Source organism: Stenotrophomonas sp. S49, from assembly GCF_016624905.1.
Lineage (GTDB): Bacteria > Pseudomonadota > Gammaproteobacteria > Xanthomonadales > Xanthomonadaceae > Stenotrophomonas.
Map to the genome: position 1 here is coordinate 1 of NZ_JACVUD010000088.1, position 18,918 is coordinate 18,918.

General features: G+C 68.0%; 21 protein-coding genes, 1 tRNA gene and 1 other RNA gene. 12 read left to right on the forward strand and 11 right to left on the reverse strand.

Annotated features, from left to right (window positions below):
* Positions 1-498: 498 nt before the first annotated feature.
* Positions 499-864, forward strand: coding sequence for a hypothetical protein (locus IAE58_RS16225; RefSeq protein WP_233615074.1), 366 nt, complete (start codon positions 499-501; stop codon positions 862-864).
* 17 nt (positions 865-881) lie between these two features.
* Here IAE58_RS16225 and IAE58_RS16230 read toward each other — a convergent pair whose 3' ends face one another.
* Positions 882-1,694: an isocitrate lyase/phosphoenolpyruvate mutase family protein gene (locus IAE58_RS16230; RefSeq protein WP_199934708.1), complete on the reverse strand. Its 813-nt coding sequence runs from the start codon at positions 1,692-1,694 to the stop codon at positions 882-884.
* Positions 1,695-1,838: 144 nt separating this feature from the next.
* Between IAE58_RS16230 and IAE58_RS16235 the strand changes: the two genes are divergently transcribed.
* Positions 1,839-2,285, forward strand: coding sequence for a hypothetical protein (locus IAE58_RS16235; RefSeq protein WP_199934707.1), 447 nt, complete (start codon positions 1,839-1,841; stop codon positions 2,283-2,285).
* A complete protein-coding gene (locus IAE58_RS16240) occupies positions 2,275-2,754 on the forward strand; it encodes a GNAT family N-acetyltransferase (protein ID WP_199934706.1) in 480 nt (159 codons plus the stop codon). The genes IAE58_RS16235 and IAE58_RS16240 overlap by 11 nt, the downstream gene beginning before the upstream one ends.
* Here the strand turns inward: IAE58_RS16240 and IAE58_RS16245 are convergent.
* Together IAE58_RS16245 and IAE58_RS16250 are read right to left on the reverse strand one after the other, a co-directional pair.
* Entirely contained in the window at positions 2,751-3,161 is a 411-nt protein-coding gene (locus tag IAE58_RS16245; RefSeq protein ID WP_199934705.1) for a DUF3592 domain-containing protein, read from the reverse strand. The genes IAE58_RS16240 and IAE58_RS16245 overlap by 4 nt on opposite strands.
* 66 nt (positions 3,162-3,227) lie before the next feature.
* Positions 3,228-3,545 (reverse strand): multidrug efflux SMR transporter, encoded by a 318-nt coding sequence (locus IAE58_RS16250; protein ID WP_108752329.1) that lies wholly within the window; start codon positions 3,543-3,545, stop codon positions 3,228-3,230.
* Positions 3,546-3,845: 300 nt separating this feature from the next.
* Here IAE58_RS16250 and ffs point away from each other — a divergent pair.
* An RNA gene (gene ffs, locus IAE58_RS16255) (signal recognition particle sRNA small type) lies at positions 3,846-3,942 on the forward strand.
* Between the two features lie 115 nt (positions 3,943-4,057).
* On the opposite strand, the gene IAE58_RS16260 is transcribed toward ffs, so the two are convergent.
* Together IAE58_RS16260 and IAE58_RS16265 are read right to left on the reverse strand one after the other, a co-directional pair.
* Complete coding sequence (locus IAE58_RS16260) at positions 4,058-4,825, reverse strand: MBL fold metallo-hydrolase (RefSeq protein WP_199934704.1); 768 nt, start codon at positions 4,823-4,825, stop codon at positions 4,058-4,060.
* Positions 4,825-5,574: a 3-deoxy-D-manno-octulosonic acid kinase gene (locus tag IAE58_RS16265; RefSeq protein ID WP_108748728.1), complete on the reverse strand. Its 750-nt coding sequence runs from the start codon at positions 5,572-5,574 to the stop codon at positions 4,825-4,827. Before IAE58_RS16265 ends, IAE58_RS16260 begins: the two co-directional genes overlap by 1 nt.
* 20 nt (positions 5,575-5,594) lie before the next feature.
* Here IAE58_RS16265 and IAE58_RS16270 point away from each other — a divergent pair, with 20 nt between their 5' ends.
* A complete protein-coding gene (locus IAE58_RS16270) occupies positions 5,595-6,641 on the forward strand; it encodes a glycosyltransferase family 9 protein (protein WP_199934703.1) in 1,047 nt (348 codons plus the stop codon).
* 46 nt (positions 6,642-6,687) lie between these two features.
* Here the strand turns inward: IAE58_RS16270 and IAE58_RS16275 are convergent, their stop codons facing one another.
* Together IAE58_RS16275 and IAE58_RS16280 are read right to left on the reverse strand one after the other, a co-directional pair.
* Positions 6,688-7,092: a DUF6165 family protein gene (locus IAE58_RS16275; RefSeq protein WP_108752325.1), complete on the reverse strand. Its 405-nt coding sequence runs from the start codon at positions 7,090-7,092 to the stop codon at positions 6,688-6,690.
* A gap of 260 nt (positions 7,093-7,352) precedes the next feature.
* Positions 7,353-7,443, reverse strand: a tRNA-Ser gene (locus IAE58_RS16280).
* A gap of 167 nt (positions 7,444-7,610) precedes the next feature.
* Here IAE58_RS16280 and IAE58_RS16285 point away from each other — a divergent pair.
* Entirely contained in the window at positions 7,611-8,315 is a 705-nt protein-coding gene (locus tag IAE58_RS16285; protein ID WP_108752324.1) for a protein phosphatase 2C domain-containing protein, read from the forward strand.
* Positions 8,316-8,592: 277 nt separating this feature from the next.
* On the opposite strand, the gene dnaQ is transcribed toward IAE58_RS16285, so the two are convergent.
* From dnaQ to IAE58_RS16300, 3 genes are read right to left on the reverse strand one after another with little or no spacing between them, the layout of a single operon-like run.
* Complete coding sequence (dnaQ, locus tag IAE58_RS16290; protein ID WP_199934571.1) at positions 8,593-9,321, reverse strand: DNA polymerase III subunit epsilon; 729 nt, start codon at positions 9,319-9,321, stop codon at positions 8,593-8,595.
* Between the two features lie 4 nt (positions 9,322-9,325).
* Positions 9,326-9,778, reverse strand: coding sequence for a ribonuclease HI (rnhA, locus tag IAE58_RS16295; RefSeq protein ID WP_108748723.1), 453 nt, complete (start codon positions 9,776-9,778; stop codon positions 9,326-9,328).
* Positions 9,779-9,790: 12 nt separating this feature from the next.
* The gene (locus IAE58_RS16300) at positions 9,791-10,435 is read right to left on the reverse strand and encodes a methyltransferase domain-containing protein (RefSeq protein ID WP_108752322.1); all 645 of its coding nucleotides are present in this window, start codon (positions 10,433-10,435) and stop codon (positions 9,791-9,793) included.
* Positions 10,436-10,446: 11 nt separating this feature from the next.
* On the opposite strand from IAE58_RS16300, the gene gloB reads away from it, so the two are divergent.
* Both gloB and IAE58_RS16310 read left to right on the forward strand, forming a co-directional pair.
* The gene (gloB, locus tag IAE58_RS16305) at positions 10,447-11,211 is read left to right on the forward strand and encodes a hydroxyacylglutathione hydrolase (protein WP_199934570.1); all 765 of its coding nucleotides are present in this window, start codon (positions 10,447-10,449) and stop codon (positions 11,209-11,211) included.
* A complete protein-coding gene (locus tag IAE58_RS16310; RefSeq protein ID WP_199934569.1) occupies positions 11,208-12,410 on the forward strand; it encodes a lytic transglycosylase domain-containing protein in 1,203 nt (400 codons plus the stop codon). Before gloB ends, IAE58_RS16310 begins: the two co-directional genes overlap by 4 nt.
* A gap of 271 nt (positions 12,411-12,681) precedes the next feature.
* Here the strand turns inward: IAE58_RS16310 and IAE58_RS16315 are convergent, their stop codons facing one another.
* Positions 12,682-14,634: a peptidyl-prolyl cis-trans isomerase gene (locus tag IAE58_RS16315; RefSeq protein ID WP_199934568.1), complete on the reverse strand. Its 1,953-nt coding sequence runs from the start codon at positions 14,632-14,634 to the stop codon at positions 12,682-12,684.
* Positions 14,635-14,848: 214 nt separating this feature from the next.
* On the opposite strand from IAE58_RS16315, the gene IAE58_RS16320 reads away from it, so the two are divergent.
* Genes IAE58_RS16320 through IAE58_RS16335 form a run of 4 tightly spaced genes read left to right on the forward strand, consistent with a single transcriptional unit; the run spans position 14,849 to position 18,762 of the window.
* Positions 14,849-15,796 carry an NAD(P)-dependent oxidoreductase gene (locus tag IAE58_RS16320; protein ID WP_199934567.1) on the forward strand — a complete coding sequence of 316 codons (948 nt, stop codon included), beginning with the start codon at positions 14,849-14,851 and terminating at the stop codon, positions 15,794-15,796.
* On the forward strand, positions 15,793-16,947 hold the full coding sequence (locus IAE58_RS16325; protein WP_199934566.1) for a glycosyltransferase: 1,155 nt from the start codon (positions 15,793-15,795) through the stop codon (positions 16,945-16,947). The genes IAE58_RS16320 and IAE58_RS16325 overlap by 4 nt, the downstream gene beginning before the upstream one ends.
* Positions 16,940-17,527 (forward strand): hypothetical protein, encoded by a 588-nt coding sequence (locus tag IAE58_RS16330; protein ID WP_199934565.1) that lies wholly within the window; start codon positions 16,940-16,942, stop codon positions 17,525-17,527. The genes IAE58_RS16325 and IAE58_RS16330 overlap by 8 nt, the downstream gene beginning before the upstream one ends.
* On the forward strand, positions 17,524-18,762 hold the full coding sequence (locus IAE58_RS16335; RefSeq protein WP_199934564.1) for a nucleotide disphospho-sugar-binding domain-containing protein: 1,239 nt from the start codon (positions 17,524-17,526) through the stop codon (positions 18,760-18,762). The genes IAE58_RS16330 and IAE58_RS16335 overlap by 4 nt, the downstream gene beginning before the upstream one ends.
* Positions 18,763-18,918: the final 156 nt, after the last annotated feature.

An 18,918-nucleotide genomic window follows, 5' to 3' on the forward strand; every position in this document is an offset into this window, starting at 1 on the left:
GATGTGCAACGCGCATCGGGATCGGGTGCAGGGATGCACCCGACAATCCCCTCTCTCCGCCAGATAAATGAAAAAGGCTGCCCTCTGGGCAGCCTTTTTCATTTATCTGGCGCGGGAAGCGAAGTGCGCTGCGCGCGCTTCGCCCCATGCGCTGCTACGCAACGAATGGGCCCCTCCCTTTGCCTGCCTCTCCCCGCCCCTGTCGGGGCAGCCCCTCAACAGAGGGGCTTGCTCGTCCGGAAAGATCCGTAGATCCACGCCATGCGTGAAGCAGACGTCCTTCGCACCACTCTCTTGCCCTCTTCACCTTGGAGCCACCCACAAGGCCACCCTTCTGCGTTGGTCGGCGAGTGGGACGGGTGCTGAGAAGCCCTCCGGGGTTGGCTTCACCGGCCCCTTCCCCGCCCCCACTCTCTCCCGCTGCGTCGCCGCCCCATACTGCAGCGACGCAGCGACATCCTGGCTGCCACTCCCTACTCCAGTCGTACGGGCCAAAACATGATGGAACATCAGATGGCGGGACTTCGGAATCTGATCGGGAAAGCGGTGACGCTGGAAACGGGCGACGGCATCACCACGATCAGGACCCATGATGGCTGGGAGCTGCACATCTACAACACTGTCCGCCTTCATTGCGATGGCACTGCGAAGCAGCCTGCGCAAGCCCCACAGGGGCTGCTTCCAACGAACTATCTGCTCGATCAAACGACAATGGTGGCGCAGTTTTCTGGCGGGGTATCACTCACCGTAGACGTGAGTGACAGCGGCTACTCTGGCCCGGAAGCAATGCAGTTGAACTGCCTGGATGGAACCATCGTGATCTGGAACCCAGGATCGATGCAGCCGCTGTTCGTCATGGCATGACATCGCCACACCGATCTCTATTGAGCCTGGCGCCCGTCAGTGATCGCAAAGCGTCGGTCAACATCCGGGTAAGACGCAGCAGCCGCACCCACCAGCACCCCATCCCGCAGCAGCGCGCGCGTTGCCGCTGCCGTAGCCGCCCAGGCCTGCAGGAACAGCGCCGGCCCGGCGCTCAAGCGGCGCACACCGGCCTGGCGCAACGGGTCGGCCGGCGCCATGCCGGGCAACGCCATCAGGTTCAGTGGCAGCGCGACCTGTGCAGCAACGTCTGCCACCTCGGCCAGCGCCTTCAATCCAGGAACAAATCCCCCATCCGCACCTGCCTGCGCATAGGCCTGCAGGCGCTGCACGCTCAGCGCCACGGCCTGTGCGCCCTCGGCGAAGCCGCGCAGATACACATCGGTCCGCGCGTTGATGAACAACGGACGCCCCGCCAGTGTGCAGCGCACCGCCGCGATCTTCGCCGCCAACAGTTCGACGCTGCCCTCGCCATCCTCGATGTTGATGCCCACCACGCCCAGATCAGCCAGGCGAAGCACGCGCGCGGCCACCTGCTGCGGATCGTCGCTGTAGCCGTTCTCGATATCCACGGTGAGCGGCAGCGTCGTCACCCTCAGAATCTGCCGCACGCGCTTAAGCAGCGCGTCCTCCGGCAACACGCACGCATCAGCATGGCCGCAGGACCAGGCCATGGCCGCGCTGGAAGTGCCCAGTGCCTGCGCACCGCAATCCTCGGCCAGGCGCGCGCTGCCTGCGTCCCACACCGTGGGCAGCACCAGCAGGTCAGCGCCGCGGTGCAGGCTTTCAAAACGATGATGACGATCAATCATGGGAACTCCGTGTCTGCGAGGCGCGCAGTCTGCGGGCACGCGCGGCCGGCCGCTCGCCATGTTCAGACACCAATACCTGCGGCGATCACTTGAGTCGCCCCGGGCAGACGCGGTTCAATGCCGCTCCCCTGCAAGGACGCCACCATGAGCCAACGCCCCGAACGGATCGCCATCGACCCGGATGACCATTACGCCGACTGCATCGGCCGCACGGAAGATGGACGGCAGTTCATCCTGACCACACCGTTCGAACCGGCCACGCGCCACCAGCCAGGCTGCGAATACATCGCGCTGTACCTGTTCGACGCCGACGGCGCCCTGCTGGATGCGCAGATCGATTCGCTGGGCCCGCGCGATCAGGTGGATGCACAACAGCACCGCGCGATCCGCCAGGCGCGCCTGCACGATCTGGGGGCCATCGAGCATCGGCGCGTGCAGGTCGCTCCGTTTGCGGTGGAACAGTTCGGTACGACCTTCGGCCTGGTCGCACGCGCACCGGAAGACGAGGAGGATCTGTGGGCAGTGGAAATGCAGCCCGGCAACTACATGGCGTTCTTCGAGCCCTGGGACAGCGGCGTGTATGACACCTGAGCTGCGCGCCTACCGGCTGAGCGATGCCAACGCCTGCCTGGCACTGTTCGATGGCAATACACCGGCGTTCTTCGCACCCGCCGAGCGCACGGATTTCAACGGATTCCTGCGCGACCACGCGCTCGCGCACGCCTTCCAGGTCGTCGAAGTCGATGGCCTCGTCGTCGCCTGCGGCGGATTGTCACGGCATGCCGATGGCAGTGCCGGCTTCTGCTGGGGCATGGTCGCGCGGGAGCATCAAGGCCGGGGCCTGGGGCGCATGCTGGCCCACGCGCGGCTGCGCCAGGCACAGGCCGACGAACGCGTGCATCGCGTGGTGCTGAGCACCAGCCAGCACACCCAGGGGTTCTACGCGGCCCTGGGCTTCCATGTGGTCCGGGAAACCGTGGACGGACACGGGCCCGGACTGCATGCCGTCGAAATGGAACTGCACCTTGTGCGCGATCCCTGCACGCACAACCCGCTCTAACGACGCGGCAGCACCCGGCCCAACCCGGCGAACACGAACACCGCACCGATCAGGCCAATCAGCACGGTCACGCCCCACAACGCAGCGGGCGTGTCCACCACCGGATCACGCGCCGGCGCCTCGGGCAGGTACAGCACGCGCACCGGCTGTGCCGGCGCATAGCCGAAGATCAGCCCGTTCTGCGCATACGACACGCGCTGCCCTGCCGGTGTCTGGAATACCACCTGCGGGTGCGAGCCGCCGGCATTGAGATGATCCACCCAGCCCTGGACCGGCTGTGCCCGGTCCAGGAACTGCAGGCGATCGGCCAGGGTCCAGCCGGCAATGGCCAGCATCGCCATGCCCATCAGGGTAAACAACAGCCCTTTGGCCACGCGGTCAGCGCGGGATGTGCTTGCAGAGGTCATTGCGGCGTTGCGTCCTTGCGTCGGCCCGCGGCGCGGCACGGTGGGGCCGCAAAGTGTAGCGACCTGTCAGCTGCTGGACAGCTTCATCAGCACCAGCCCGCTGACGATCAGCACCGCCGCGCCGATGCGCATCGCACTGAGCTGCTCGCCCAGGAACACGATGCCCACCACGAACGCACCCACCGCGCCGATGCCGGTCCAGATGGTGTAAGCGGTGCCCAGCGGCAGGTTGCGCATGGCCAGGGCCAGCAGCCAGAAGCTGGCGATCATGCCGACCACGGTGATGATGGACGGAACGGGCTTGCTGAAGCCCTCGGACTGCTTCATCGCAACGGCCCAGACGATTTCCAGCAGGCCAGCGAACAACAATTGGATCCAGGCCATTACGGCCCTCCTTTTGGCAGGGCCAGGCCGTCCTGGTCATTCATTCCCGATGTGGGGGAGGCCGTTCCTCCTGTCGGGCATTCTAGCAACGCGGCTGCGCCGGGGCCGCTGCAGGTGGTGCCGGGTTACAGCCGATTCAGTGCGCGGCGCTGGCACAAGCGGCCGCGCCTGCGCTAGAATGCGCGCCTGCCATCGGCCCAGTCGATGTGCAGTCCGGCTGTGGTCTTCGGCGCGCTGCGCGCCACTTCCCCTGTTCCGTGAACCGGCCACCCTTGGGCGGCCAACGTCTCTATGGTGGCCCCGTCGGCCCCTCGCGACGCTAGGTCGAAAATCCCGCCAGGGCCGGAAGGCAGCAACGGTATCGATCGACGCGGGCGCCGAGGTCAGCCGGCGGGGCCACCGCCTTTTCAGGCCGTGCCTCGTTCCCCGTAGATACCAAGCATGGCTGGCGCCGCATCGGCGGGTCAGAGCCCTTTGCTGCGCAAAGGGATCCGACCCCATCCCACATCACGTCACGGCGGGTCCTGCGCCAGCACGTTCGGCGCGGTGGGCACTGCCAGTGGCACGCACTGCCCGGGCTGGGCCACGCGATGCCCGCGCGCGGCCAGGGCCTGGCCATCGGCCGCGCTGGCGTAGTGATAGAGCATCATCCGCGCCTGCAGTTCGGCGCTGTACTCACGCTCCAGATCGTCCACGCCGGTGTGGGACGGATTGCCGTGCAGGCCGCAGTCGTGGGCGATCAGTTCGTTGTCGTTGGCAAAGCGCGCCAGCATTTCCGGAATCGGCCGGGTATCGCCACTCCACACCAGCGCCCCCTGCAGACGCAGGCCATAGGCGGTTTCCGGCCAGTGGTGGCGTACCGGGAAGACTTCCAGGCGCACGCCTTCATGCCAGAACGCATCGCCCACCACGATCAGCTGGAAGGCATCCCAGAAGTTGGCGCCGCCTTCGGCCAGCACGTTCGGGTAGTCACCGATGCGCTTGTGCAGCAGCGGCACCACCGTGGCCGGCACATACAGGCGCACCTTGCCGCGCCGCTGCGCACTGAAGAAGGTATCCACGAACAGCCGCTCGAAGCCGGCCACGTGGTCCAGGTGTACATGGGTGACGAACAGCGCCTGCGGCAGGTGCCCGTAGTGCGCCTTGAACGCGGTCAGCCCCTCGCCGCCACAATCGATGGTCAGCCACGGGCGGCCATCGCATTCAATCACCGACATGGGCGAACCCAGCTCGACCGCCGACGCATTGCCGACGCCGAGGAAACGCAACGACCAGTCCATCAGGTGCCCCGGTTCCAGGCCATGTCGTAGGCACGGCGCAGCCGCGCGTAATCCTTCTGCACGTCTTCCACGCTGCGCTCGCCGCGCAGCTTCAGCAGCGAACGCAGCAGGCGCTTCAGGTTGCGCTCGCGCCAGGCGGTGGCAGGAATACGGATGACCCCACGGTCGAAATCGATCAGCCAGCCATGGCCGTTGCCATCGAACAGGATGTTGTGGGCGTTGAGATCAGCATGGTCCAGCCCGGCGCGGTGGAAGCGCGCGATCAGACGGCCGGCCTCTTCCCAGGGGGCACCGCGGCCGGCCACCAGTGCACGGTCGGCCAGCGAGCGCACGCCCTCGATGCGCTCCATCAGGATGGCCGCGCGGTAGCGCAGGCCCTCGCGCATGTAGAAGGCGGCGATCGGCCGGGGCACCGGCAGCTTCTGCGCACGCAACGCGCGCATCAGCCGGAATTCGGCAAAGCTGCGGGTCCGGTCCGAGCCGCGCCAGATGTACTGGTCGTGGCTGAGCTTGGCTGCCAGGCCGCCGCGCAGGTAGTGGCGCAGCACCCCGGGGCCGAAGGAGGCATCGACGAACCAGGCGCTGCCGCGGCCGCCCTCGCCCACCGGCCGGGCCTTGTTTCCCCAGTACTGGGGCGAGAACAGACCCGCCTCGGCTTGCCGCAGCCGCTCGCGGTCGAACAGAATGGCCCCGATGCCGCGACCCTCGCGGCATGGCGTCAGCGCTTCATTGGCGTCAAATGCGACCATTCCTTTGAGTCTAACAACACATGGCATCAGCGTCCTCATCCTTGTGCCTCCTTCGCCTGTCTGCCCTGGGCGATGTCACCCATGTCGTGCCGCTGGTGCGTACCCTGCAGGCCGCGCGCCCGGATACGCCGATCCACTGGATCATCGACAAGGTCGGCCACAAGCTGCTGGACGGCCTGCCCGGCGTGGTCTTCCATGCCTATGACAAGAAGACCGGCATGGCCGGGGTGAAGGCACTGCGCCATCAGTTGCCGCCCGGGCGCTTCGAGGCGCTGCTGCAGATGCAGGTGGCCTTCCGCGCGAACCTGCTGTCGGCCTTCATTCCGGCCGAGCGCCGCATCGGCTACGACCGCAGCCGCTCCAAGGATCTGCACGGGCTGTTCATCAACGAACGCATCCCCGACCGCCCCGGCATCCATGTGCTCGATGCCATCGGCAGCTTCTGCGAGCCGCTGGGCCTGCGCCAGGACACGGTCAGCTGGGACCTGGCCGTGCCGCCGGCCGCCTTTGACTGGGCCGCGGCGCAATGGGAGGACGATGGCCGCCCGGTGCTGATGATCTCGCCGTGCTCCAGCCACGTGCGCCGCAACTGGTATGCCGACCGCTACGCCGCCGTGGCCACCCATGCCCAGGCCCGTGGCTGGCGCGTGGTGCTGTGCGGCGGCCGCAGTGAACTGGAACGCAGCATGGCCGATGCCATCCAGGCCCAGCTGGAGACCCCGGCACTGGATCTGGTGGGCAGGGACACGCTGAAGCAGTTGCCGGCGCTGCTGTCCCGCGCCGACCTGGTGATGACCCCCGATTCGGGGCCGATGCACATCGCCAACGCCATGGGCAGCAAGGTGCTGGGCCTGCATGCGGCCAGCAACCCGCACCGCAGCGGCCCGTATTCGGACCGCCGCTACTGCGTGGACCGCTACGACGATGCCGCGCGCAAGTACCTGGGCAAGCAGGCGGTCGACCTGAAGTGGGGCACCAAGATCGAGTTCGACGATGTGATGGAACTGATCACGGTCGAGGACGGCATTGCCGCCTTCGAGCGCTACGTGGCCGACCATCGGGCTTGATTGGCGGGCCGGCGGGACCATCCACGCATGGCGTGGATCTTCGGGATTACGCGCGGGGCGCGTAATCCTGGTACGACTTCTCTTCCACGTAGACCGAGCCCAGCGCCAGGTTGATCGCCTTCTTGATGCGCGCACGCTCGTCATTGCGCAGGTAGACACTGCGCGCCAGGTCGATGAAGCCCTGGTCGAAGGACTGCGCCTTTTCCTTCAGGCGGATATCGTCCTCGATGTCCCACAGCTGCTCGTTCACCGCCTTCAGCTCGGCCCGCAGCTTGGCAATGTCTTTCACTGCGGCCGGATGGCCCATCCAGGTGGTATCCAGCGCCGACAGCTCGCGGCGCACATTGGCCAGCTTGCCTTCGTCACTGATCCGCTCGGACTTGATCTGCAGGATCGAGATCTTGTCCAGCAGCTCGCCGAAAGACACAGGCACCAGGATTTCAGCGGTCATGGGGACGCTCCAGCAAATGATGCGCACATGGTAACCCGCAGCGAAGATGCTGTTCCCGCGTGACAGCAACCCGATGTCGCGTCGGGTGGAACAAGCCCCTCTGTTGAGGGGCTGCCCCGACAGAAGCGGGCAGAGGCAGGCAAAGGGAGGGCCCATGCGTTGCGCAGCAACGCATGGGGCGAAGCGCGCAAAGCGCGTTTCGCATCCCGCGCCAGATTAAAAAAAACGGGCTGCCCTAAGGCAGCCCGTTTTTTTTAATCTGGCGGAGAGGGGGGGATTCGAACCCCCGAGGCGCTATAAACGCCTGCCTGATTTCGAGTCAGGTACATTCAACCGCTCTGCCACCTCTCCAGATGGTCCCCGGCGAACCGGGGACGCGAATAATACGAGGAAGCGAGGCAGACCACAAGCCATTGCCGCACATCCGATGAAATATTTCTGACTGCATGCCTTGCCGGATGTCCGCTTGGCCGTGATGATGCCGTTCTCCCCGGCATCACCCTTCCCCAGCCCCCACCATGATCGAATTCGGACACCTCACCCACCCCGGCCTGCGCCGGGAGCTCAACGAAGACACCTATTACGGTGATGGCGAGCTGTCGCTGTGGCTGGTGGCCGACGGCATGGGCGGGCATGCCTGCGGCGAGGTGGCCAGCGCGCTGGCGCGCGAGACCATCGTGCGCGAGATCCGCCGCGGCGCGCCGCTGGCCCAAGCCATCCGCACCGCCGACGAGGAGATCATCCGTGCCTCGCGCCGCCGCAACGACACCTTGCCGATGGGAACCACCGTGGTCGCCGCGCGTGTGCAGGGCAACCGCTATGAGGTGGCCTGGGTGGGCGACAGCCGGGCCTACCTGTGGCGCGACGGGCAGCTGGCCCAGCTCAGCCAGGACCACAGCGTGGTGCAGGAACTGGTGGCGCAGGGCAACCTGACCGCCGAACAGGCCCGCGCCCACCCGCACCGCAACGTGGTGACCCAGGCGCTGGGGGTCACCGACCCGACCCACCTGAACGTGGCCACCACCAGTGGTGAACTGCGCCCGGGCATGCAGCTGCTGCTGTGCAGCGACGGCCTGACCGAGGAAGTGGACGACCGCGGCATTGCCCGCACCCTGGCCTACGACGACGCCAGCGCCCAGGAATGCGTGGACACCCTGGTCGCCGCCGCCCTCGACGGCGGCGGTTCGGACAACATCACCGTAATCCTGGTGCGCTGCCACTGATCCTGACGCACGCACGCTGCATCTGGGGGAGAGCCCCCTGAGTCAGAGGGCGGACGCGAAGCGGCGGGGGTATGGGTGATGATGAGACGGGGCCCACGATTTGCAGCGCAAATTGTGGGGCGTCAGCGCGAATGCGCTGGCGCGTCATCGGACAACATCACCGTAATCCTGGTGCGCTGCCACTGATAGCCACGCATGGCGTGGCTCTACTGTAGATCCACGCCATGCGTGGATAGGGTGGTAGCGCCGGGCCATGCCCGGCGGCGGCCACCACCGCCTACGCGCTCGCCGCTTCTTCCACCTTCGGGCCATCCCACAACGCGTGGCCGGCCTTCTTGCGCAGGCGCTCCAGGCGGGCGGCATGGGCTTCCTGCTCGGACGGCGTGGCCACCACGCGCGGGCGCGGCAGCAGCGCACTGGTATCGAACGCCTGCAGCGCCGCCCCCGCCCCGCCGCCCTCGTCGTCCAGACCGAAGCCGATCTCTTCCTGGCCCGAGGTCAGCGCGATGTACACATCGCCCAGGATCTGCGCATCGAGCAGCGCGCCGTGCAGCGCGCGGTGCGAGTTGTCCACGCCCAGGCGCTTGCACAGGGCATCAAGCGAATTGCGCTGGCCCGGGAACCGCTCGCGCGCCAGCACCAGGGTGTCGACCACGGTGCAGTGGTCGGTGATCCTGCCGTACTGCGGACCCAGCAGCGACAGTTCGTTGTCCAGGAAGCCCAGGTCGAACGCCGCGTTGTGGATGATCAGTTCGGCGCCCTTGATGAAGGCCAGGAACTCATCGGCCACCTCGGCGAAGGCGGGCTTGTCGTCCAGGAACTCCAGGGTCAGCCCGGTCACTTCCTGCGCGCCCTGCTCGAAATCGCAGTCGGGCTTCAGGTACTGGTGGTAGTTGTTGCCGGACGGGCGGCGCTTGAACAGCTCCACGCAGCCGATTTCGACGACGCGGTTGCCCTTCTTCCACTCCAGGCCGGTGGTTTCGGTATCGAGAATGATCTGACGCATGGGCTCAGTTTACCGGGCTGCCGTCGCGGATCTGGGTCGCGGCATTGCGCGCCAGGGTATCCACGCGCTCGTTGTCCGGGTCACCGGAATGGCCCTTCACCCAGCGCCAGTCGATCTGGTGGCGCAGGGTGGCCGCATGCAGGCGCTCCCACAGCTCGCGGTTCTTCACCGGGTCGCCGCCGGCGGTCTTCCAGTTCTTGCGGATCCACCCCGCCATCCACTGGGTCAGGCCCTGGCGCACGTACTGCGAATCGGTGAACAGCACGATGTTGCACGGCTCGGTCAGGGTTTCCAGCGCACAGATGGCCGCCATCAGCTCCATCCGGTTGTTGGTGGTGTGCGCTTCGCCGCCACTGAGTTCACGCTCGTGCCCCTTGTAGCGCAGCAGCGCGGCCCAGCCGCCGGGACCAGGATTGCCCAGGCAGGAACCGTCGGTGTGGATTTCAATGGTTTTCAATACAACTCCAGATCAGGTGGCTACGGTGCCGTGCCAGCGCACCGGCAGCGGGGTCGGCCCTGGCAGGGCCAGCGTACGTTTTTGGGCATGGAACAGGCAGGCCGCCCGCAGCGGCGCCCAGCCGGGGCGCGCGCGGCTGCCCGGCCCCTGCCACAGCGGCCCCAGGTAGCGTGTCTGCCCACAGTCCAGCCCGTGCCGGTCCAGCAACTGGCGCAGGCGCTGCGGGGTGCGCACCACCAGGCCGTGCTGGCGCCAGCGCGCCCGGTAGGGGCTGAACGGGTTGAGGCTGGTCAGCCACAGGTGCCCGCCGGGCATCAGCACCCGCTCACATTCGTCCAGCAGGGCATCGGCGTCGGCGGCAGTCACGTGCTGCAGCACGATGGCGTTCACGCTCTCGTTGGCCAGCGGCAACGGCAGCGCGCAGCGGGTATCACCGGCGTAGCCCTGGCCGGTGCGGTACAGGCGCAGGCCACGCCCGGCGGCCTGCGCGTCCTGCAGCCAGGCCGGGCTGGGCGCGATCCACAACCAGGGTTGCACCGGCAGCGCGGCCAGCTGCGGCAGCAGCAGCTGCCGTTCCAGCACGCGCAGCGGCTGCGCCGGCTCGCTGTCGAACCAGGGCACCAGGCTCGCTTGACGGTGGCTCTGCAGCAGGGGCATGGTCCAATTCTATGCGACTGACTGCCCTGCCCGCATTTGCGGATAACTACATCTGGATGTTGACGGCCGACGACGGCGCCGCGGTCGTGATCGACCCTGGCGATGCCGCGCCGGTACTGGCGCTGGCCGACCAGGGCCTGCGCGTGGACACCATCCTGCTCACCCACCACCACGACGATCACATCGGCGGCGTGCCCGCGCTGCAGGCGCGTTTTCCCGTCGTGCGGGTGGTGGCCCCGGAGGAAGAACGCATTCCCACGGCCACCGAGCGGGTGGGCGAAGGTGAACGCGTTCAGGCACTGGGGCAGATGTTCCACGTACTATCCGTGCCCGGGCACACCCGCAGCCACATCGCGTTTCACACCGCTGAACAGCTTTTCAGTGGCGATTCGTTGTTCAGCCTGGGCTGTGGACGCCTGTTCGAAGGTACGCCGTCCCAGCTGCTGGCATCAATGCGCAGGCTGGGTGCCCTGCCCGCGCAACTGCTGTTGTGTTGCGCTCACGAGTACACCGTGTCAAATGCCGTCTTCGCGCGGCATGTCGACCCCGCCAACGCTGCGTTGCTGCAGCGCCAAGAGGAGGCTTTGGCCATGCGCCGCGATGACCGTTCCACCCTGCCGGTAACCCTGGCCAACGAGCTCGACTGCAATCCGTTCCTGCGTACACATACCGCGCCAATCCGCGCGGCGGTGTCGGCGCACCTGGGGCGCGAGGTCGTGGACGACGTCGACGTCATGGCCGGTCTCCGGCACTGGAAAGACGGCTTCCGCGCATGATGCGCCGAAGTCTGACGCTGGCCCTGGGGCTTGCCCTGGGGTTGGCCGGGAACGCGGGCGCGCAGTCGCTGGGCGCCGGCATCAGCCAGAACCTGACCGCCGCTGCCGCGGTACCGCTGGACCCGACGGCCCTGCCGGGGGCCAGCGTGCGCAACGGCCAGGACATCTTCACCAGCTTCCGCGACGGCCTGGCCGAGCCCACCTGCGACGCCGAGGCCACCAGCCCGCGCTGGCAGAAGCAGTTCGCCCACGCCCCCTCGCGCCTGGCCAACCAGGACGATGACGCCCTGGTGCTGTTCGGCTATGTAGTCGAAGAACTGCGCAAGGCCAACCTGCCCACCGAATTCGCGCTGATCCCGTTCGTGGAAAGCGGCTACCGCCCCAATGCCCGCAACGGCAGCGGCCCCACCGGCCTGTGGCAGTTCATCGCCACCACCGCGCGCAACCATCGCGTGCCGATGTCCAACGGCTACGACGGCCGCCTGTCGGCGGTGGAATCGACCCAGGCGGCGGTGCGCTACCTGAAGACCCTGCACGGCATGTTCGGCGGCGACTGGCGCCTGGCCACCATGGCCTACAACGCCGGCGAGTACCGGGTGCTGCAGTCGATGCGCAAGGCCGGCATGAACGCACAGAATGCCAAGCCCGCCGCCCTGCCCGGTCTGTCGCCGGTCACCCATGCGTATGTGGAAAAGCTGCATGCGCTGGCCTGCGTTCTGGAAAACGTGGAAGACCAGCCCGGCGTGATGGCCTCACTGGACCGCACCGTGCCGGTGCTGAAGGACCACACGCTGCCGGCCGGCACCACGGTGCAGCAGTGGGCCGCGCAGCGGTCGCTGGACCCGGCCCGTATCGCCCGCCTGAACCCGGGTCTGGCCGCAGGCAAGCGCCCGAGCGGCAACGCCCGGGTGCTGGCGCCGGTTTCGGCCGCCAATGCCAGTGTGCTGGACGCCGCGGCCGCCGTGGCCGCTACGGCGGCCGCTGAAGCCCCCATCGCCGCCCCTGCGCCGCAGGTGGCCCGTACCGTGGCCAGCGCCGCCGACCGCCCGCGCAGCCGCCGCCACACCGTACGCAACGGCGAATCGGCCTGGACCATCGCCCGCCGCTACGGCATGCCGGTGAAGGCACTGCTGTCGTTGAACGGCCTGAGCGGCAGCAGCGTGCTGAAGCCCGGCGCCGTACTGCGCGTGGAAGACTGACCAGCACCCGGTAGAGTCGAGCGTTGCTCGACTGCGCGCCCCGGTAGAGTCGAGCGTTGCTCGACTGCACGCCCCGGTAGAGTCGAGCGTTGCTCGACTGCACTTCAGTCGAGCATGGCTCGACTCTACACATAGTGGCTTCAGTCGAGCATGGCTCGACGCTGCACGTACCAGTCGAGCAAGCTCGACTCTACGAAGCCTGCCCCCCGCGGCACACGACAAAAAAAGGCCCGGCATTGCCGGGCCTTTTCGTTCTGCGCGCCGCCCCGGGTTACAGGTTGGCTTCGGTGGTCTGCACCACGAACTTCTTGCGCATGGCTTCCACGAAGGCCTTGGCCGCAGCGGCGCCATCGATCTGGGCCAACTGGTCCTTCAGCTGCTTCTGCTGCTCGGCGGTCACTTCCTTCACGTCACCCGGGGTGACCTTGTCCACCACGAACACCAGCGCGTGGCCATTCACGTCAATCTTGCCGTAGCTCGGCTTGCCCTCGGTCGGCACCGGCGCGCTGAAGATTGCGCGGTGGATGTCCGGGGTCGGCACCGGCTGGCTGCGCGGCAGGCCCGGCATCGGGCTGACCTGCAGCTTCTCGCTGGCGGCCAGCGACTGCAGGCTGGCGCCGCCCTTCAGCTTGGCCAGCAGGGCATCGGCGGCCTTGTCGCTGACCTGGCGCTGGCGGTCGGCACGGATGGCGGCAATCACCTGCTCGCGGGCCTTGTCCAGCGGCAGTGCCTGTTCCGGGGTGTGCGCGGCCACACGGATCACCACGCTGTGGTTGCTGCTGCCGCCCACGGCGATCGGATCGCTGGAGGTGCCGTCCTGCACGCGCACGTCGGAGAACGCATCGCGCAGCACGGCCGGGTCGGCCACCACGCCACTGGCGGTAGCGCGGGTGATCACGCCGGTGGTCTGCAGCGGCAGGCCCACTTCCTTGGCGGCGGCGGCCAGATCGCTCGGGCTCTTGTTGATGGCATCGACCAGGCGGCTGGCCAGTTCGTTGAAACCGCGCTCGCCATCGGCCTTCAGCTGCTCGGCGGCCAGGGTGTCACGCACTTCCTCGAACGACTTGCCTTCGCCACCGCGCACCGCGGCGACCTTGATGACGTGGTAGCCGAAATCGGTCTTCACCGGGCCGACGATCTCGCCAGCCTTGGCGGCGAACAGGGCATCTTCGAACGGCTTCACCATCGCGCCGCGTTCCACCCAGCCCAGGTCACCGCCCTGGTCCTTGGAACCGGGGTCCTGCGAATTGGCCTTGGCCAGCGCGGCGAAGTCAGCGCCACCCTTGGCTTCGGCGGCCAGCTTGGCGGCCTTGGCTTCGGCACCGTCGCCGGTCAGCAGGATGTGCGCGGCCTGGCGCTGTTCCGGCGCCACGAACTTGGCCTTCTCTTCTTCATAGCGCTTGCGCAGGGCAGCTTCGTCGGCTGCGGCCGGGGCCGGCAGGTTGGCGCCATTCACTTCGACGAACTCCAGCGAGACCGATTCGGCCTGGCGGAAATCATTGCCGTGGCTGTCGTACCACTGCTTGATCTGCGCGTCGGTCACCGGCGCGGTATCAGCCGGCACTTCCGGCAGACCCACCAGCTGCACGTCGCGGGTTTCACCCAGCAGCTTCAGCAGGCGCTCGGTCTCGGCCTGGGTAACGAAGCCCGAATTCTGCAGGCCCGACGGAATGACCGACTGCTGCAGGCTGTCACGCACCAGTTCCTGGAACTGGGTGGGCGTGCGCGGCGGGTTGCCGGTCTGCAGGGCCAGGCGGTAGTTGGCTTCGCTGAACTTGCCATCCTGGCCCAGGAAGGCCGGGATGGTCATGATGTACTCGCGCACCGCGCCGTCGCCAATGACGACACCGGCCTGTTCACCGACCAGGCGAACGACCTGCTCGTCCACCAGCTGATCGAGCACGGCCAGCTTGTTCTCGGTGCTTTCAAACGCACGCGGGTCGAAGTCTTCACCCTGCTGCTGGCGGGCGCGCATGCGCTCCTGCTCGAAGCGGGTGCGGAAATCCTGCGAACTGATCTCGTGGTGCTGCCACAGCATGCGCACCGGCCACCACGACGGCGCCGAGCGCCACCAGGTCGGCGGTGCCGAAACCTTGGCCACGTTCTGCGCGCCGACACCACCGAGGTAGCTGTTGTCGATCACGAACAGGAACGGAATCATCAGCAGCCCCAGGATCACAGTGACGATCCAGCCTGAGGTCTTGTCGCGGAGTTTCTGCAGCATGGTGAGGAATCACATGGCCTGATTGGCGAGCCCGGCAGTGTAACCCGCTTCGCCGCAGGCACCAAAAACGGCCGCAAGGCAGGCGGCACAAGCCTCTGCGGCAGGTCGCCAGGCACCCGGCATGGCTGCCGCAGCCGTCATTGCGCATACTGGCCGCCCCGGCAGGCATGCGACCTGCGTTCGGCCCGCGGCAAGGGCGGAGGAAACCACGCCCATGCGCATCCTGGTCACCGGCGCGTCCGGCTTCATCGGCGGCGCCCTGCTGCGCCGCCTGGCCGCGCTGCCGCAGGTACAGGCGCTGGGCGTCGGCCGCCGCCCGCTGGACCGGACAGACTACGTGCAGGCGGACCTGCGGCAGCCGCTGCATCTGCCGTTCCGGCCCGACGTGGTGGTGCATGCGGCGGCCCTGGCAGCGCCCTGGGCCAGCGCGACCCAGTACCGGCAGCAAAACGTGGACGCCACCGCGCAGGTCATCGCGTTCTGCCAGGCCAACGGGCTGCCGCGCCTGCTGCACCTGTCCACCACGGCCGTGTTCTACCGCGCCACGCACCAGTACGACCTGGACGAAGACAGCCCGATCGGCCCGGCCTTCCTGAACGACTACGCGCGCAGCAAGGCGGCAGCCGAGGCGCTGGTATCGGCCTATCCGGGGCCGCACTGCATCCTGCGCCCACGCGCGGTGTTCGGCCCCGGCGACACCCTGCTGATGCCGCGCCTGCTGCACGCCGCCCGTCGCGGGGCGCTGCCACGGCTGGTCAGCGCCGGCGGCCCACCGCTGATCGACCTGATCCACATCGACACCCTGGTGGAGTACCTGCTGCGGGCCATCCAGGCACCCCGGCTGGCCCCGGCCTACAACCTCACCAACGCCCAGCCGGTGGATCTGCAGGCCCTGCTGCAGCGCCTGCTGGCCGCGTTGGAGCTGCCACCGCTGGGCCGCCGCCTGCCCACCGGTCTGGCCTTGGCCGGCGCCGGCGCGCTGGAAGGTGTCTGGCGCCTGCTGCGCCTGCACGGCGAGCCGCCCATCACCCACTTCGGCGTGGCCGCATTCGCCTATTCCAAGACCTTCAACCCGCAGCGCATGCTGGCCGATCTGGGCCCGCCCCTGCTGGGCATGGAGACCGCCATCGAACGCCTGATCCACGAGCAGCGTGCGCAATGAACACCATGACTCTCGCCAGCGCCGCGGTCGCACTGGCGTACCTGCTGCTGCTCGCCCTGAAGGCAATGGGGGCGATGCGCGTGCTGCGGCAACGACCGCCCAGCACCCACAGCCGCTTCGACGGCCGGGGAGTGGCAATCCTGCAACCGATCCTGGGCGGTGACCCACTGCTGGCCCAGGTGCTGGCGGCAAACCTGCAGGCGCTGCCCGGCGCGCATTTCCACTGGCTGCTGGATGAAGCCGATGCGCTGGGGCGGGCGGCGGCGGCGCAGCTGTGTGCGCAGTACCCCGACCACCCCATCACCTGCCTGCTGCACCCCGCGGCCCCGCAGGGCATCAATCCCAAGACCTTCAAACTCGATGGCGTATTGACGCGCGTGCAGGAGCCGGTCGTGCTGGTGCTGGACGACGATGCGCGGCTGTCCGCAGCGGCGCTGGCACAGATTCTGGATGAGCTGCCGCACGCCGATCTGGTCACCGCCCTGCCCTGCTACCGCGACGACGCCCGGTTCGGCTCGCGATTGATGGCGCAGTTCGTCAACAACAACACCACGCTGACCTATCTGGGCCTGCTGCCGTGGTTGGCGCCGCTGTCGATCAATGGCATGTGCTACGCACTGCAGACCGCGCGCCTGCGCGAACTGGGCGGCTTCGCGCCGCTGCGGCACATGCTGGCCGACGATCTGGCGCTGGCACGTGCCCTGCGCGACCAGGGCGCCCGCCTGCACCAGTCCACTGCCTGCGTGGAAGTGCAGACGCATGTGCCGACGCTGCAGCGCTACCGGCAGCAGATGCACCGCTGGATGCTGTTTGCGCTGCTGTTGCTGCGCGATGAATCGCGCCCGGTACGCGCCTTGATCGGGCTGCTGCACGGCCTGCCGCCGCTGCTGCTGTGGGCGCTGCTGCTGGCGGCGTGGCCACCGCTGGGGGCACCGGCCCTGATCGCGGCCGCCGTGCTGCTGCTGCGTGCGGCGGTACTGATGCGACTGCAGCGGCGCGCCAGTGGGCGTGTGCGCCATCGCCCCGTGCTGTCGGTGCTGGCCGAACTGCTGCAACCCCTGCACCTGCTGCACGCGACCTGCGTGCGGCGCATCCGCTGGCGCACCCATCTCTATCATGTGCGCGCCAATGACCGCTTCCACGATGCCTGAATCCGCCGCGCCGCCCATCCACCTGCAGATCGCCTTCCTGTGCGGGCAGAGTGATCCGGCGCGCTGCGCGCTCAGTCCGGCTCAAGTGCAGTTCGGCCAAGCGCTGCTGGCACCTGGCCGACGCTTGCATCCCTGCAACTTCCCCTACGACACGCAGACAGCGCCGTTCCGCCGCGTGTCCTTGCTATCGGCCAGCTGGCACAACAGCCGCCAGTACCTGCGCTCACGCCAGCCAGCCTTCGCCCGCCGCCATGACGCGGCGGTGACCGACCTGCTGCACGCGGCGCCACACACGCTGTTGCTGGCCGGCAGCTGCGGGCTGGAACTGCTGGCCAACCTGCAGTTGCCGGCCGCACTGTCACAGCGGTTCAGCGTATTGGCCTATGGCCCTGTGGCGCGACACGCCCCGGCGGCCGCACGCCTGCAGGTGCTGGTGGGGCGACAGGACTGGATCTCCCGAGCCGGCTGGCGCGGCGCGCGGCACTGGGTGCGCAGCGGCCACATGGATTACCTGCAACAGGCGCCGGTACTGGCGCAGGCGCACGCGTTGATCGCGCGCATCGAGCAGGCGTTGCCATGAAGATCGAGCTGCTGGCACCGCCCTACAGCGGTCACCTGCATCCGCTGCTGGCCATCGCCCGGCAACTGCAGGCGCGGCACCAGGTAACGGTGCTGAGTACGCCCGGCGCGCAAGCGGCGATTGCCGCCAGTGGGCTGCGCGGCGATGTGCTGCTGTCGGCCGCGCACGAAGCGGCGCTGTGGCAGATCGCCAATCCCGGCGTGGCGGTGAAGGCCAACCCACTGCGCATGCACGCGCAGCTGCGCCAGGCCCTGCAGTTGATGGCGCAGATGCGGCACGCGCTGCAGCAGCGCTGGGCCGAGCAGCGGCCGGACCTGGTCATCGTTGACTTCACCCTGCCGCCGGCCGGCCTGCTGGCTGCCGAACTCGGCATCCGCTGGTGGACCAGCCTGCCCTCGCCGTGCGTGCTGGACTGCGCCGATGGGCCACCGCCCTACCTGGGCGGCATGTCGCCGCCGCGCACGGTGTGGCAGCGCATGCAGCAGGCGGCGGGGCGGCAGATGATCCGCCTGTTCAAGCGCGGCGTGCATGCCTGGCAGCGCCCAGCGATGCGCCGCCTGGGCGTGCCTGCCATTTACCGCCGCGATGGCAGTGAACAGGTTTACTCCGATGAATGCATCCTGGCCCTGGGCGTGCCGGAACTGGAGTTTCCGCGGCGTTGGCCGGCGGCGCTGCAGTTCATTGGGCCGATGCTGCATACCCCGCACAGCGAGCACGCAGCGCCGCCGTTCGTGGACGGCGCGCGACACCTGCTGGTGACCGCAGGCACGCATCAGGACTGGGTCAAGCCTCGGCTGGCCGATGCTGCCGCCGCGCTGGCGCGGCAGTACCCGCACTGGCAGGTGCACGTCAGCCAGGGGCACCAGCACGATCTGTCCACGCGCGCGCAGCCGCTGCCGAACCTGCACCTGCTGCCCTTCGTCGATTACGCGCGCCATCTGCCGCGCTACGAGCGGGTGCTGCACCATGGCGGCGCCGGGGTGATGTACCACGCGTTGCGCGCGGGCATTCCGGCGCTGGTGTATCCGCTGGATTACGACCAGTTCGACCATGCCGCACGCCTGCAGGCAGCCGGTGCCGGGCTGTGGCTGCGGCGGCTGGAGGATCTGCCGGCGCTGTTCGCGCAGGCATTGCAGGCCGATGCGTTTCCGGGGCTGCCCGCGCTGCAGGCGTCGGTGCAGCGGCATATGGCCGCGCAGTCGGTGCTGGACCGCGTCGCATTGCTTGAACGCTAGCGCCGGGCCCCGCCCGTCGGACGCGTGCATGCGCACAGCCCGAAAAAGCAAAATGCCCGCGGGTCCAGGACCGACGGGCATCTTCGATGACATTTCAAACTCTGCTGGCGGAGCGGACGGGACTCGAACCCGCGACCTCCGGCGTGACAGGCCAGC